This window comes from Curtobacterium sp. VKM Ac-1393 (assembly GCF_015350995.1).
Taxonomy (GTDB): Bacteria; Actinomycetota; Actinomycetes; order Actinomycetales; family Microbacteriaceae; genus Curtobacterium.
The window spans coordinates 121427-136260 of record NZ_JADKRW010000006.1; the positions used below are offsets into that span (position 1 = coordinate 121427).

Annotated in this window: 13 protein-coding genes; 1 reads left to right on the forward strand and 12 read right to left on the reverse strand. The window is 70.5% G+C overall.

The genetic code is table 11. The annotated features are described in order from the left end of the window. Window positions 1-10: 10 nt before the first annotated feature. Window positions 11-1798 (forward strand): acetyl/propionyl/methylcrotonyl-CoA carboxylase subunit alpha, encoded by a 1788-nt coding sequence (locus tag ITJ59_RS14165; protein ID WP_194651958.1) that lies wholly within the window; start codon window positions 11-13, stop codon window positions 1796-1798. 81 nt (window positions 1799-1879) lie between these two features. Here the strand turns inward: ITJ59_RS14165 and ITJ59_RS14170 are convergent, their stop codons facing one another. The 12 genes from ITJ59_RS14170 to ITJ59_RS14225 all read right to left on the reverse strand — a co-directional run bounded on the left by ITJ59_RS14170 (window position 1880) and on the right by ITJ59_RS14225 (window position 14823). Beyond that, window positions 1880-2818 carry a hypothetical protein gene (locus tag ITJ59_RS14170; protein WP_194651959.1) on the reverse strand — a complete coding sequence of 313 codons (939 nt, stop codon included), beginning with the start codon at window positions 2816-2818 and terminating at the stop codon, window positions 1880-1882. A gap of 182 nt (window positions 2819-3000) precedes the next feature. Next, on the reverse strand, window positions 3001-4677 hold the full coding sequence (locus ITJ59_RS14175) for a phospho-sugar mutase (RefSeq protein WP_194651960.1): 1677 nt from the start codon (window positions 4675-4677) through the stop codon (window positions 3001-3003). Beyond that, the gene (locus ITJ59_RS14180; protein ID WP_194651961.1) at window positions 4674-5516 is read right to left on the reverse strand and encodes a purine-nucleoside phosphorylase; all 843 of its coding nucleotides are present in this window, start codon (window positions 5514-5516) and stop codon (window positions 4674-4676) included. Before ITJ59_RS14180 ends, ITJ59_RS14175 begins: the two co-directional genes overlap by 4 nt. A gap of 65 nt (window positions 5517-5581) precedes the next feature. Continuing rightward, complete coding sequence (locus ITJ59_RS14185) at window positions 5582-5860, reverse strand: PTS sugar transporter subunit IIB (protein WP_123292189.1); 279 nt, start codon at window positions 5858-5860, stop codon at window positions 5582-5584. Further along, a complete protein-coding gene (locus ITJ59_RS14190) occupies window positions 5857-6303 on the reverse strand; it encodes a PTS sugar transporter subunit IIA (protein ID WP_194651962.1) in 447 nt (148 codons plus the stop codon). The genes ITJ59_RS14185 and ITJ59_RS14190 overlap by 4 nt, the downstream gene beginning before the upstream one ends. A 3-nt stretch (window positions 6304-6306) precedes the next feature. After that, on the reverse strand, window positions 6307-7419 hold the full coding sequence (locus ITJ59_RS14195) for an adenosine deaminase (protein WP_194651963.1): 1113 nt from the start codon (window positions 7417-7419) through the stop codon (window positions 6307-6309). Window positions 7420-7539: 120 nt separating this feature from the next. Next, the gene (locus ITJ59_RS14200; protein WP_194651964.1) at window positions 7540-8838 is read right to left on the reverse strand and encodes a thymidine phosphorylase; all 1299 of its coding nucleotides are present in this window, start codon (window positions 8836-8838) and stop codon (window positions 7540-7542) included. A 1-nt stretch (window position 8839) separates the two neighbouring features. Continuing rightward, a complete protein-coding gene (locus ITJ59_RS14205; protein ID WP_123339066.1) occupies window positions 8840-9238 on the reverse strand; it encodes a cytidine deaminase in 399 nt (132 codons plus the stop codon). Window positions 9239-9404: 166 nt separating this feature from the next. Next, window positions 9405-10697, reverse strand: a complete 1293-nt coding sequence (locus ITJ59_RS14210) for an ABC transporter permease (RefSeq protein ID WP_194651965.1) — start codon at window positions 10695-10697, stop codon at window positions 9405-9407. Beyond that, a complete protein-coding gene (locus ITJ59_RS14215; RefSeq protein ID WP_194651966.1) occupies window positions 10694-12043 on the reverse strand; it encodes an ABC transporter permease in 1350 nt (449 codons plus the stop codon). Before ITJ59_RS14215 ends, ITJ59_RS14210 begins: the two co-directional genes overlap by 4 nt. Before the next feature lie 55 nt (window positions 12044-12098). Next, window positions 12099-13619 carry an ABC transporter ATP-binding protein gene (locus tag ITJ59_RS14220; protein WP_194651967.1) on the reverse strand — a complete coding sequence of 507 codons (1521 nt, stop codon included), beginning with the start codon at window positions 13617-13619 and terminating at the stop codon, window positions 12099-12101. 139 nt (window positions 13620-13758) lie between these two features. Beyond that, complete coding sequence (locus tag ITJ59_RS14225; RefSeq protein ID WP_194651968.1) at window positions 13759-14823, reverse strand: BMP family lipoprotein; 1065 nt, start codon at window positions 14821-14823, stop codon at window positions 13759-13761. Window positions 14824-14834 lie beyond the last annotated feature (11 nt).

The window sequence follows — 14834 nt, forward strand, 5'->3', positions numbered from 1 at the left end:
CTGATGTCTCATGCCCCGTATCAGCAAGGTCCTCATCGCGAACCGCGGCGAGATCGCCGTCCGCATCATCCGCGCGGCCCGCGACGCGGGCAAGGCATCGGTCGCCGTCTACGCCGACCAGGACCGTGACGCCCTGCACGCACGCCTCGCCGACGAGGCCTACGCGCTGAACGGCACCACGAGCGCCGACACCTACCTCGTCATCGACAAGATCATCTCGGTCGCCCGCAGGTCCGGCGCCGACGCCGTGCACCCGGGCTACGGGTTCCTGGCCGAGAACGCCGACTTCGCCCGCGCCGTCATCGACGCCGGGCTCACCTGGATCGGCCCGTCGCCCGACTCGATCGAGCGTCTCGGCGACAAGGTCTCCGCGCGGCACGTCGCCGAGAAGGTCGGCGCGCCGCTCGCCCCCGGCACCATCGAGCCCGTGCAGGACGTGTCCGAGGTCTTCGACTTCGTCGACCAGGTCGGGCTCCCCGTCGCCATCAAGGCCGCGTTCGGCGGTGGCGGTCGTGGGCTGAAGGTCGTGCGCGACCGCGCTTCGGTCGAGGAGCTGTTCGAATCGGCCACGCGCGAGGCCATCGCGGCGTTCGGTCGCGGCGAGTGCTTCGTCGAGAAGTACCTCGACAAGCCGCGCCACGTCGAGACCCAGTGCCTCGCGGACGAGCACGGCAACGTCGTCGTGGTCTCCACCCGTGACTGCTCGCTGCAGCGTCGCCACCAGAAGCTCGTCGAGGAAGCCCCGGCGCCGTACCTGACCGCGTCGCAGGAAGAACGCCTGTACGAGTCGTCGAAGGCGATCCTGCGCGAGGTCGGCTACGTCGGTGCCGGCACGTGCGAGTTCCTCATCGGCGCCGACGGGACGGTGTCGTTCCTCGAGGTGAACACCCGCCTGCAGGTCGAGCACTGCGTGTCCGAAGAGGTCACCGGCATCGACCTGGTGCGCGAGCAGTTCCGCATCGCCGAGGGCGGCGTGCTCGACTACGCGGACCCCGTCGCGCGCGGTCACTCGTTCGAGTTCCGCATCAACGGCGAGGACCCTGGTCGCAACTTCTTCCCCGCGCCCGGCCCCGTGCACGCCTTCAACGCGCCGTCCGGCCCCGGTGTCCGGGTCGACTCCGGCGTCGTGAGCGGCGACGTCGTCTCCGGTTCGTTCGACTCGATGCTCGCCAAGCTCATCGTCACCGGTGCCACGCGTGCCGAGGCACTGGAACGCTCACGCCGTGCGCTCGCCGAGTTCGAGGTCACCGGCCTGCCGACCGTGCTCCCCTTCCACCGTGCGGTCGTGTCGGACCCGGCGTTCGCCACGCCGGACGACGAGCCGTTCAGCATCTACACGCAGTGGATCGAGACCGACTTCGACAACGACATCCCGGCGTGGAGCGGCTCCCCCGAGGAACTGCCGGCGCCGGCTTCGCGCGACTCCGTCGTCGTCGAGGTGCAGGGCAAGCGCATCGAGGTCACCATGCCGTCGATCGTCGGTGGCGGAGCTTCGGGCGCCGGTGTCGCAGGTCGTCGTCCGGCCGGTCCCTCCGCTCCCCCGAAGCGCCGTTCGTCGGCGGTCAAGGGCGGCATCGCGAAGTCCGGCGGGTCCGTCGCGTCGCCGATGCAGGCCACCGTCGTGAAGCTCGCCGTCGCCGAGGGTGACACCGTGGTGAAGGGCGACCTGCTCGTCGTGCTCGAGGCCATGAAGATGGAGCAGCCCGTGCAGGCCCACAAGGACGGCGTCGTCACCGGGTTGAACGCTCCGGTCGGCCAGACGGTCTCGTCCGGCCACGTGCTGCTCGAGCTGGCGTAGCGCGCGGGTTCCCTCCCGCGGAACCAGGTTCCGGACACAGCACCGTGCATTCGCGCGGTGCTGTGTCCGTTCCACAGTGCTTCACCACGCCGGCGTCCTCTGGGTCGCCGGCGAGACGGGTAGCCCGGACCGCCGGAGCGTGGAAGGAGCGTCCCCGCCGGGAAGGACCTCGCGCCAGATCAACCGCGCAACGCTCCGAACCCCCGAGACCGCGCGCACCGCGTCTTCTCGGAGCTTCTCCGCGACGACCACGTCTTCTGCGCTCCGCGTCCCTCGGACGTCGCCGGCCCGGTACTTGACGAGTCCGTCGAACTCCACGGCCACCCCGTGCTCGGGGAACCAGAAGTCGACCCGCGCGATGCATCGGCCGTCGAGGACGAACTCGTGTTGGAGTTCTGGCCGCGGCAGTCCGAGGTCGTGCATCACCAACTGCGTGAGGCTCTCACCGACTGACTCGATCCGCCCGTCAGCGAGCTCGAGAAGCGCACGGACACGCTGCACACCACGACGGGTCGTCCGCGTCTCGAGTTCGCGGAGCAGATCCCAGCGGTGGACTCCTCGCCGCAGCACAGCGTCGAGGACGACCAGGGCGTGGCCACGGTCTGAGCGGAGTGCGACGTCGATGGCTGTCGTCACCAAGTCCGTCGTCTCGACCCCGTCGATCGTCGTCGTCGCCACATCCCGACCGCGGGCGGGCACCTTGTCGCTGAACCGCAGCCGCTGCGCTCGGTCGCGTGTGGGATCCGTGAGCTGGACACGATCCGGCAGCGGCCCGAACCACGGCAACCCGTGCAGGACCACGGCGGAGGCGTGCGAGACGATGAGCCCCGGTCGCGAGGCCGCGAGGACGGCGTCGATCCGGGCCCGATGACGGACCGTTTCGGACGCATCGCGGAACGCCTGCGCGGGCGTCGACACGCCGTGACCGATCCGGAGGAACTCACCCCGCTCGACGCTTCGGCGCACGCGCCGCGCCGTTGCGCTGTCCACCGGTGTCGTCGTGAGCGGGAGTCGTTCCATCGGGACATCGTGTCGCCTGTGTGACCTCCCGTGGCGTGAGCGTGCAGCCGCTGTGGAGAACCGACCGGCCGGATGCGGTTGTGCAACAGGAGCGAACGCCGACAACACCGCGGTACGGACACAGCACCACGAAGATGCGCGGTGCTGTGTCCGGAACCTGGTTCCGCGGGCGGACGGGCGTGCTATGAGACCAAGGGGCGGACGGCGTCGGCGAGGGCGTCGACGAGGCGCTGGGCCTCGGCGGGGGTCTCCGCCACGGTGTCGATGTAGACCTTGACCTTCGGCTCGGTGCCGCTCGGTCGGACGATCACCCGCGCGTCACCGGTCAGGTCGTAGCGCAGGATGTCGGACGGCGGGAAGCCCTCGGCGCCGTCGACGTAGTCGGTCACGGTGAGGACGTCCAGCCCGCCGAGCGACGACGGCGGAGCGGACCGGAGCGCGGCCATGATCTGCCCGATGCGGGACAGGTCGTCCACGCGCGTAGCGACCTGCCCCGAGGCGAACGCTCCGAACTCGGCGGCGAAGGCCTCGAGCTGCCCGGCGATCGACGATCCGGCGGCGGCGAGTTCCGTCGCCAACGACAGCAGCGAGAGCGCCGCCGAGATGCCGTCCTTGTCGCGCACGACCTCGGGATCGACGAGGTAACCGAGCGCTTCTTCGTACCCGAACAGCAGCCCGGGGACCCGCGAGACCCACTTGAAGCCGGTGAGGGTGACGCGGTACTCCAAGCCGTGGCGGGCGGCGACGCGGGCCAGCGCCGGCGACGAGACGATCGACGCCGCGAGGGTGCCGGTCGCGCCGGTCGCCGACGCGCGGACGGCGGCCTGCCACCCGAGCAGCCAGCCGACCTCGTTGCCGGACAGGCGGCGGTACGTCGGCGCCCCGGAGTCGGAGACCGCGGGGATCGCCAGCGCGAGCCGGTCGGCGTCGGGGTCGTTCGCGATGACGAGGTCTGCGCCGACGGCGAGCCCGCGGGCGATCGCCAGGTCCATCGCGCCGGGCTCCTCCGGGTTCGGGAACGACACGGTCGGGAACGCTCCGTCCGGCTCGATCTGCTCCGGCACCACGGCGGGCGACGCGAACCCGGCCGCGGCGAACACCGCGCGTGCGGTCTCCCACCCGACACCGTGCATCGCCGTGTAGACGACCTTCGGCTGCTCCTGCGGCGCCAGGACGGGTGCCGGCACGATCGCGGCGGTCGCGGCCACGTAGGCGTCCACCAGCGCGGACGAGGCGACGGTGTAGTCGGCGCCCCGGGGCAGATCCGTGATCGAACCGGCGGCGACCGCGTCGATGGCGTCCGCGATGAGGCCGTCGACCGGCGGCACGATCTGCGAACCGTCGTCGTCCTGGCCGAGGTACACCTTGTAGCCGTTGTCCCGCGGCGGGTTGTGGCTGGCGGTGACCATCACCCCGGCACCGACGTCGAGGTGCCGGACGGCGAACGCCACCACCGGCGTGGGCAGGGCACTCGGCAGCAGGGTGACCTCGAGTCCGAGGCCGCGCATGACCTCGGCCGAGTCACGCGCGAAGACGTCGGAGTTCACGCGGCCGTCGTAGCCGATGACGACGCTGCGCGACCGGCCGGTGTCGACGAGGAACCGTGCCAGTCCGGCAGCAGCCTGGGTGACGACGACCCGGTTCATGCGGAGCGGTCCGTACCCGAGCTCGGCGCGGAGTCCGGCGGTCCCGAACTGCAGTCGGCCGCCGAACCGAGCGGCGAGCGCCTGCACCGCCGGACCGGAGCCGTCGGAGGCGGCGTCGATCGCGGCGGCGAGCTCGCTGCTGGTCAGCTCGTCCGGGTCCTGTGCGAGCCAGGCCCGGGCAGTGCCGAGCACGTGGTCGAGGTCGATCTTCACGACGTCGGCTGCCCGAGCGCCGTCACCACACGCGCGAGCAGGTCGGCGATCACGGGCTCGGCGGACCGACCCGCCTCGAGCACCTCGGTGTGCGACAGCGGCGTCTTCTGGATGCCGGCGGCGAGGTTCGTGATGAGCGAGAACCCGAGGACCTCCATGCCGGCCTGACGGGCGGCGATGGCCTCGAGCGCGGTGGACATGCCGACGATGTGCCCGCCGATGGCCTTGGCCATCTGGACCTCGGCCGGGGTCTCGTAGTGCGGGCCACGGAACTGCGTGTAGACGCCCTCGTCCAGGGTCGGGTCGACCGACCGCGCCACGTCACGCAGACGGGACGAGTACAGGTCGGTGAGGTCGATGAACGTCGCGCCCTCGAGCGGGCTGTCGGCGGTCAGGTTGATGTGGTCGCTGATGAGCACCGGGGTGCCGGGCGTCCAGTGCTCCTTGATGCCACCGGCGCCGTTCGTGAGCACCATCACCGTGGCGCCCGTGGCCGCGGCGGTGCGCACGCTGTGCACGACCCGGCGGACACCGTGGTTCTCGTAGTAGTGGGTCCGCGCACCGATGACGAGCGCGTGCCGGCCGTCGGCGAGGCGGATCGACCGGATGGTGCCGGAGTGCCCGGGGACGGCGGATGCGCTGAACCCGGGGACCTGGTCGGCCGGGATCTCGGACACGGTCTCACCGATGATGTCGGCGGCCTTGCCCCAGCCCGAACCGAGGGTCAGGGCGATGTCGTGCCGCTCGATGCCGGACTTCGCGGCGATGACGGCGGCGGCGTCCCGCGCGACCTCGAACGGGTCGGCAGCGGGGTCGTTCAGCGGGTTCTCGGTGCTCATGCCCCAATGCTAGAGCCAGCGAAACCCCGCCGCCCGCCGCACCCCGCAGCGCCAGGCCACCCCGCTCAGTGCTCGCCGAGCGCCCGGTCCACCGCCGCGGTGATCTCACCCTGGTCGAAGTGGTTCCGGATGACGATGACCTCGGCGTAGGTGTCGCCGATCGCCTCGACGAACTCCTGGCTCGTCAGGATCACGTTGGCGTCGTCGGACACGTCCCGCACCGACGCGACGTCCGCGGCGACGACCGACGCCTGCAGTCCGAGCGCCGACAGTGCCTTCTCGGCGTTCACCTTGAGGATGCCGCTCGACCCGATGCCGGCGCCGCAGATGGTCACGATCTTCACGCGGACACCCCCATGATCGTGCGGACCTCGTCCGCCGTCGTCGCGTCGGCGATCCGCCCCGTGACGGTCTGGTCGTTGAACAGGTTCGCGATCTCGCCGATGGACTCGAGGTGCGTGCCGACCCCGGCGACGGCGAGCCCGAGCACGACCCGGACGGGGTCGTTGTGCGGGTGGCCGAACGCGACCGGCGACTCGAGGGTCACGACGGCGAGCCCGTCGTGCAGGACCGCGCCACCCGGTCGGGCGTGGGCGAACGCCAGGCCCGGCGAGATCACGATGTACGGCCCGTGTTCCTCGACCATGCCGATCATGGCGTCGGTGTACTCGTCGGTGGTGGCTCCGGACGCGACGAGCGCGCCGCCGGCCAGGCGCATGGCGTCACGCCACGTGGGCGCGGCGGCCCCGAGGAGCACGGCGGCGTCCGGCAGCGGCGGCAGTCCCATGCGTCAGGCCTCCGAGTACCCGGACGTGATGGTCGCGATGATCTCCTCGCGGTCCTCGAGCGGCAGGAAGGAGCCGAGCGCCGCGTTGATCTGGAACGCCGCCAGGTCGTCGAGGTCGTAGCCGAACGTGCCGGCGAGCAGCGCGAGCTCCTTCGACAGCGACGTCCCGCTCATCAGGCGGTTGTCGGTGTTCACCGTGACTCGGAACCCGAGCTGGTAGAGCACGTCGAACGGGTGGTCGGCCAGGTCGTCGCCCCAGGCCGCGATCGCACCGGTCTGCAGGTTCGACGACGGCGAGACCTCGAGCGGGATCTCACGGTCGCGCACCCACGACGCGACCTCGCCGAGCGAGGCCAGCGTCGACCCGTCACCGGCGTCGGAGAGGGTGACGTCCTCGAAGATCCGGACGCCGTGCCCGAGCCGCAGCGCGCGGCCGTCGACGAGCGCGGACCGGATCGAGGCGAGCCCGTCGGCCTCGCCCGCGTGCACGGTGACGGGGAACAGCTCGGACGCCAGGTGGTCGAATGCGGCGCGGTGGTTCGACGCGGGGAACCCGGCTTCGGCACCGGCGATGTCGAAACCGACGACCCCGGCGTCGCGGTGCCGGACGGCGAGCTCAGCGATCTCGAGCGACCGGTCGGCGTGCCGCATCGCGGTGACGAGCTGACCGACGCGGATGCGCCCGCCCGCGGCGTCGACCGCTTCCTCGATGCCGGCCTGCACGGCCTCGACCGTCTCGTCGAGCGTCAGCCCGCCCTGCAGGTGCTGCTCCGGCGCCCAGCGGACCTCGCCGTAGACGACGCCGTCGGCGACCAGGTCCTCGACGAACTCCTTCGCGACGCGGTGCAGCTGCGGAGCCGTCTGCATGACCGAGATGGTGACGTCGAACGTCTTCAGGTACTCGACGAGCGAGCCCGAGTTCGACTGGTCGGCGAACCACTGTCCGAGCTCGGACGGGTCGGTGGTCGGGAGCGTGACGCCCGCGGCACCGGCGAGCTCGACGATCGTCGCGGGACGCAGGCCGCCGTCGAGGTGGTCGTGCAGCGAGACCTTCGGCAGGTCGTTGATGACCGCTCCGGCGTCGGGCAGGCGGTAGGTCGTGGCGTCGGCGCTCATGCGACCAGGCTATCGGTGGTCACCGACCGCGCGCAGGCACCTGTGCACAACAGACGGGCGAACGGACTGGAGGCTCTCCACACGTGTGCGGAGAGCCTCCAGTCGGTCGGACGGTCGCGTTCAGCCCGCGATGCGCTCCCGCACGATCGGCCCACGGGCCGCGACGGAGGCGTCGGACGAGCCGATCGCCCACGCGCCCTCGAGCGACTCCAGCGCCCGCGGGATCCGCGATGCGTCGTCGGTGTGCAGCGTCCAGAGCGGCTGCCCCTCGGCCACGGCGTCGCCGGGCTTGACGTGCAGCTCGATGCCCGCGCCGGCCTGCACCGGGTCCTGCGCGCGGGCACGACCGGCACCGAGGCGCCAGGCCGAGACCCCGAACGGCAGGGCGTCCTGCTGCGTGAGCACACCCGACGACGGCGCGGTGACGACGTGCCGCTCGCGGGCGACCGGCAACGCGGCGGAGGGGTCTCCACCCTGCGCCTCGATCATCCGGCGCCAGGTGTCCATCGCGCGGCCGTCGGCCAGCGCGGCCGCTGGATCTGCGTCCGGCAACCCGGCCAGGGTCAACATCTCCGAAGCCAGCGCCACCGTCAGTTCCACGACGTCAGCGGGCCCGCCGCCCTCCAGCACCTCGACCGACTCCCGCACCTCGAGCGCGTTACCGATCGTCAGCCCGAGCGGGACCTCCATGTCGGTCAGCAGCGCCGAGGTCTTCACCCCCGCGTCGTTCCCGAGGTCGACCATCGTCTGCGCGAGCTCCCGCGACGCCTCGTAGGTCGGCATGAACGCCCCCGACCCGAACTTCACGTCGAGCACCAGCGCACCGGTGCCCTCGGCGATCTTCTTCGACATGATGCTCGACGCGATGAGCGGGATGCACTCCACGGTGCCGGTGATGTCGCGCAGCGCGTAGAGCTTCTTGTCGGCCGGCGCGAGCCCGGATCCCGCGGCGCAGATGACCGCTCCGACGTCGGACAGGATAGCCATCATGCGGTCGTTCGACAGCGCGGCCTGCCACCCGGGGATCGACTCGAGCTTGTCGAGCGTCCCGCCGGTGTGCCCGAGGCCACGGCCCGACAGCTGTGGCACCGCGACGCCGAACGACGCCACCAGGGGCGCGAGCGGCAGGGTGATCTTGTCGCCGACCCCGCCGGTGGAGTGCTTGTCGACGGTCGTCTTGCCGAGCGATCCGAACGACATCCGCTCCCCGGACGCGATCATCGCGAGCGTGAGGTCCTTGATCTCGCGCCGCTCCATCCCGTTCAGGAAGATCGCCATCGCCATCGCGGCCATCTGCGGATCCTCGACGTAGCCGCGGGTGTACGCATCGACGAGCCAGTCCACCTCGGCGGTGCTCAGGGCTCCACCGGAGCGCTTCGTGCGGATGAGGTCGACGGTGTCGAACGGCTCGACGGCCATGTCAGTGCTCCTGCTGGTAGGTGGCGAGGGTGCGCGGTCCGAACGCGTCGGGCAGCACCTCGTCGATGGTGCGGATGCCGGACACCGTCTCGAGGAGCATGCCCTCGGTCGAGTGCTCGAACAGCAGCTGGCGGCAGCGGCCGCACGGCATGAGGGTCGCGCCGTCGCCGTCGACACAGGTGAAGGCGACGAGCTTGCCGCCGCCCGTCATGTGCAATTGCGACACGAGCGAGCACTCCGCGCAGAGCGTCACGCCGTAGCTCGCGTTCTCGACGTTGCAGCCGGAGACGATCCGGCCGTCGTCGGTGAGCGCCGCGGCGCCCACCGGGAACGACGAGTACGGCGCGTAGGCGCGGCGCATCGCGGCGGTGGCGGCGTCCCGCAGGGCGCCCCAGTCCACGTCGTCGACCGGGAGGCCCGTGGCCCCGTCCGCCCCGTCGGCGGCGGTGTCGCCGCCGTCTGCGCGCAGGGCCGTGGCCGGGTCCGTCCAGGCGATCGCGTCGGTGGACGCGGCCGTGCCGTCGTCCGCAGCGTGCGTGTCGGTCATGTGCTGTGCCTCCAGGCCGTCAGCTCTTGATGTACGGCTTGCCGGACGCGGCGGGGCCGCGCGACTGCCCGACCAGGCCGGCCACGGCGAAGATCGTGACCACGTACGGCAGCATCAGCAGGAACTCGCTCGGCACGGGCGAGTCGATCGCCCCGAGCGTGTTCTGCAGGTTCGACGCGAAGCCGAACAGGAGCGCCGCGAGCGTGGCCTTGATGGGGTCCCAGCGTCCGAAGATGACCGCGGCGAGGGCGATGTAGCCCGCGCCGGCGGTCATGTCCTTGGTGAACGGTCCGACCGCGTCGAGCGTGAAGTACGCGCCGCCGAGGCCCGCGATCGCACCGGCGAGGGAGACGTTCCAGAACCGGGTGCTCGTGACGTTGATGCCCACGGTGTCGGCGGCCTGCGGGTGCTCGCCGACGGCACGGAGCCGCAGGCCCCAGCGCGTCTTGAACAGCCCGAAGGTGACGACCGCGACGGCCACGTAGGCCAGGTAGACGATGACGCTCTGCTCGAAGAAGACCGGGCCGATGACCGGGATCTGGTGGAGCAGCGGGATCTCGAACTTCGGGAACCGGACCCCGACGTTCAGCGTGGTCTCGTTCGGCGAGAGCACCTGCGAGTACAGGAAGCCGGTGAGACCGGAGATGAGGGCGTTGATGACGACGCCGACGATCACCTGGTCGACCAGGTACTTGATGCTGAACGCCGCGAGGATGAACGACACCAGCACACCCGCGATGAGCGCTCCGACGAGCCCGACCCAGGCGGAGCCGGTGATCGACGCGATGAGCGCCGAGGTGAACGCACCGGCGAGGAACTGGCCCTCGATCGCGATGTTCACGACGCCGACGCGCTCGGAGATGACGCCGCCGAGGGCACCGAACACGAGCGGGACGCTCAGCCCGAGCGCACCGACGAGCAGGCCGGGCAGCGGGATCGTTGCGCCGGCCGCTGCCCAGGTCAGGAAGCCGACGACGAAGACGATCGCGAAGACCGACGTGACCCAGAGCGGGACGTGCCGGTACGCGCGGACCTCGACGACGGCGTAGACCGTGGCGATCGCCAGCAGCACGACGACGACGTAGCCGGTCGGTGCCGCGGACAACGGCACGTTCGGCAGGGCGATGAAGTCGCCGGCGTTCGCGAGCCGGAACGTCGTGGTGCCGGCACGGCTGAGCAGGACGAAGAACACGATCGCGAGCAGCGTGAACACGCCGTACCCGATCGGGAGCTTCCAGCTGCGGGTGGTCTCGACCGGGCGGTCGTTCAGAGGCAGGCGCGGCGCGGCCGCGGTGGGGCTGAGGGTGCTCATGCTGCGACCGCCTTCTTGCTGGTCTTGCTGGTCTTCGCGCGCTGGCGAGCCCCCGGCTGCGGGATCCGGAAGATCGCGCGGACGAGCGGCGGCGCCGCGATGAACAGGACGATGAGGGCCTGGATGACACCGACGATGTCGATCGGGATGCCGTTGGCGGCCTGCATGGCGTAGCCACCGTTCTTCAGCACGCCGAACAGGATCGCGGCCCAGAAGACGCCCCACGGCTTCGAGCGGCCGAGCAGCGCGACGGTGATCGCGTCGAAGCCGATGCCGGCGTCGATGCCCGAGGTGAAGCCCGTCGTCACAGCACCCTGCACCTGGTAGGCGCCGGCGATCCCGACCAGGGCTCCGGAGATGACCATGACCCAGATCGTCAGCGACGGGACGCTCATGCCGGCCACGCGGGCGGCACGGGGGTTCTCACCGATGGTGCGGAACCGGAAGCCGAGCGATGACTTGTTGACAAGCCACCAGACCACGACGACCGCGATGATCGCGACGACGAAGCCGAGGTCCACGCCGTACCGCTCGCCGAACAGCTGCGGCAGCAGCGCGCTGTCCTTCGTGGCGGGCGAGATCGGGTTGCTGCTTCCCGGGGCCTGCAGCAGGCCCGGCGTGCGGAGCAGGTAGCTGACCAGGTAGAGCGCGACGTAGTTGAGCATGATCGTGACGACCACCTCGTTCGCACCGGTGCGGGCCTTGAGCACGCCGACGATCCCGCCCCAGACCGCACCGCCGACGATGCCGGCGATGATCGTGAGGGGGATGTGGATCGCGGCGGGACCGTCGAACGAGAACCCGACCCACCCGGCGGCCGCGGCCCCCATCAGGATCTGGCCCTGACCGCCGATGTTGAACAGCCCGGCGCGGAACGACAGAGCGATCCCGAGCCCGGCGACGACCAGCGGCACCGCGTAGTCGATCGAGCGGGTGAGCGGGGAGATCGCCTGCTGGAAGCTGTCGGCGCCGAAGTTGACCACCGAACCCTGGAACAGCGAGGCGTAGGCGCCGCCGACCGCGGCGCCGACCGCCTGGAGCATGTCGGCGGGGCGGGCGAAGAAGTACCCGGCCGTGGCACGGACGTTCTCGTCGGTCAGCGCGATGAGGATGCCGCAGGCCACCAGCGCGAGCACGACGGCGAGCACCGTGACGAGCACGGAACCGTTCAGGATGCTCTGCAGGGCGGCGTGCCAGCGGTCGGTTCCGGGGGCGCCGTTCCGGCGCTCGGTGTCGTCCACCGAGTCCGTCATCAGGTGCGGGGTCTCCGGGGACTCCTGCAGACGGTCGTCGGTGACGGGGGCGTCGGCTGCGGGCTGCGTGTTGTCGGGCGTGGGGGTGGTCACGCGGCCAACTCCGTTCCGGTCGTGGATGTGGCTTGGATCTCGCCGGCCGAACCGGTCATGCGGCCAACTCCGTTCCTTCTGGGATCTCGCCGGCCATCATGAGGCCGAGGACGTCTCGCGGGGTGGTCGCCGGCACGATCCCGACGATGCCGCCGCGGTACATGACGGCGATGCGGTCGGCCAGTGCCACGACCTCGTCGAGCTCGGTGGAGACGACGATGACGGGCACACCGGTGTCGCGGGTGGCGACGATGCGCTTGTGCACGAACTCGATCGACCCGACGTCGATGCCGCGCGTGGGCTGCGCGGCGACGAACAGCCGGAGCTCGCGGCTGAGTTCGCGGGCGAGGACGATCTTCTGCTGGTTGCCGCCGGACAGCCGGCCGGCCGCGGTCGCGCGGCCCGGCGTGCGGATGTCGAACTCGGCGATCTTCGCGTCGGCGAAGGAGTCGCGCTCCGCGGACCGGATGGTGCCGGCGCGGACGAAGGCGCCGTGGTCGGACCGGTCGAGCATGAGGTTCTCCGCGATGGTGAACTCGCCGACCAGGCCGTCCTCCTTGCGGTCCTCGGGGACGAAGCCGACTCCGGCGTCGAGCACCTGCTTGACGCTGCGACCGGTGAGTTCCTTGCCGTCGAGCGTGATCCGGCCGGCGTGGACGGGCTCGAGACCGAGGATCGCCTCGGTGAGCTCGGTCTGTCCGTTGCCCTGCACGCCGGCGATCGCCAGGACCTCGCCGCGACGGACCGAGAACGACACGTCGTCGACGAGCACGATGCCGGACGGGTCGGTGACGGTCAGGCCCTCGACGACCAGGGCGTCCTCGCCGCCGGTCGACGGCGTCTTGTCGACGACGAGCGAGACGGCGCGGCCGACCATCAGGGCGGCGAGCTCGTTGTTCGTCGCGGTGGGCGATGCCTCACCGACGACCTTGCCGAGCCGGATCACCGTGATGCGGTCGGCGACCTCGCGGACCTCGCGGAGCTTGTGGGTGATGAAGACGATCGCGGTGCCCGCCTCGCGGAGCTGGCGCATGATGCCCATCAGCTCGTCGGTCTCCTGCGGGGTGAGGACGGCTGTCGGCTCGTCGAACACCAGCACGGAGGCGTCACGTGACAGCGCCTTGATGATCTCGACACGCTGCTGCACACCGACCGGCAGGTCCTCGATCTTGGCGTCGGGATCCACGTCGAACCCGAAGCGGTCGGAGATCTCCTTGACCCGCTTGCGGGCGCCGGCCAGGTCGAGCCGGCCGCCGAAGGTGGTCTGCTCCTGACCGAGCATGACGTTCTCGGCGACGGTGAACACCGGCACGAGCATGAAGTGCTGGTGCACCATGCCGATGCCGGCGCGCATGGCGTCACCGGGGCCGTCGAACTCCTGGACCACGTCGTCGAGGAGGATCTCGCCCTCGTCGGCGTCGTACAGGCCGTAGAGGACGTTCATCAGGGTGGACTTGCCGGCGCCGTTCTCACCCAGGAGGCAGTGGACCTCACCTGGCTCGACGGTGAGCGAGATGTGGTCGTTGGCGACCAGGGCGCCGAACCGCTTGGTGATGCCGCGGAGTTCGAGCTTCATGTTCGGGAGTCTATTTCTGTCTCGAGTGCGCCACGCAGGCGCACGGTCTCGCGTGCGCCACGGAGCACACGGTCTCGAGTGCGCCACTCGGGCGCACGAGAACGCGGGCGAGGGAAGCCCCTCGCCCGCGTCCGTCGGGTCAGGACTGGGTCTTGACCGTGATCGAGCCGTCGATGATGCCGGCCTTGATGTCGTCCAGTTCGCCCTGCAGGCCCTTGTCGACCTTGGACTCGTAGTCGTGGAACGGCGCGATGCCGACGCCCTCGTTCTTCAGCGTGCCCACGTACGGGGTCTTCGAGAACTTCTTGTCAGCCGCCTGCTCGACGACGTCCTTCACGGCCGGGCGCATGCCCTTCTCGACCGAGGTGAAGGCGATGTCCTTGTAGCGCGGGTCGGCCTCGTAGAGGTCGCTGTCCGCACCGATCAGGACGGAGCCGTTGTCGGCGTCCTTGATGGCCTCGGCAGCCGACTGGTAGATCGGGCCACCGACGGGCAGGATCACGTCGGCGTCCTGGTCGAGGAGCGTCTGCGCGACCGACTTGGCCTGCGTGCCGGCCTCGAAGCCACCGGTGAACGACCCCTTGCCGGTGTCGACGTTCCAGCCGACGACCTTGACGTTCTTGTCCTTCTGCTCGTTGTAGTACTTCACGCCGTCCGCGAAGCCGTCCATGAAGATGGTGACGGTCGGGATCTGCATGCCACCGAAGGTGCCGACGACGCCGGTCTTCGAGTAGGACGCCGCTGCGTAGCCGGCGAGGAACGCGGCCTGCGAGGTGTCGAACGTGATCGGCTTGACGTTCTTCGCGTCGATCGAGCTGTCGTCGATGATGGCGAAGTCGGTGTCGGGGTTCGCCGCAGCCTGCTTCTTCGTGGCGTCGGCGAGGTTGAAGCCGACGGTCACGACGAGGTTGCAGTTCTGGCCGATGAGCTGCTGGATGTTCGAGTCGTAGACGGTCGCGTCCTTCGACTCGGCCTCCTTGTAGGTGGCACCGAGGTCCTTGGCGGCGTCCTTCATGCCCTCGTAGCCGAGCTGGTTGAACGACTTGTCGTCGAAGCCACCGGCGTCGGAGACCATGCAGGGACGGAAGTCGGTCTTCTTGGCGGCGGTCGTGTCGGACGGGGCTGCGGAGCAGCCGGCCAGGACGGCAGCGGTGCCGAGGAGCGCGAGGCCGCTGAGGACGACGCGTCGGGTACGAGATGTCACGGGTTGGTTCC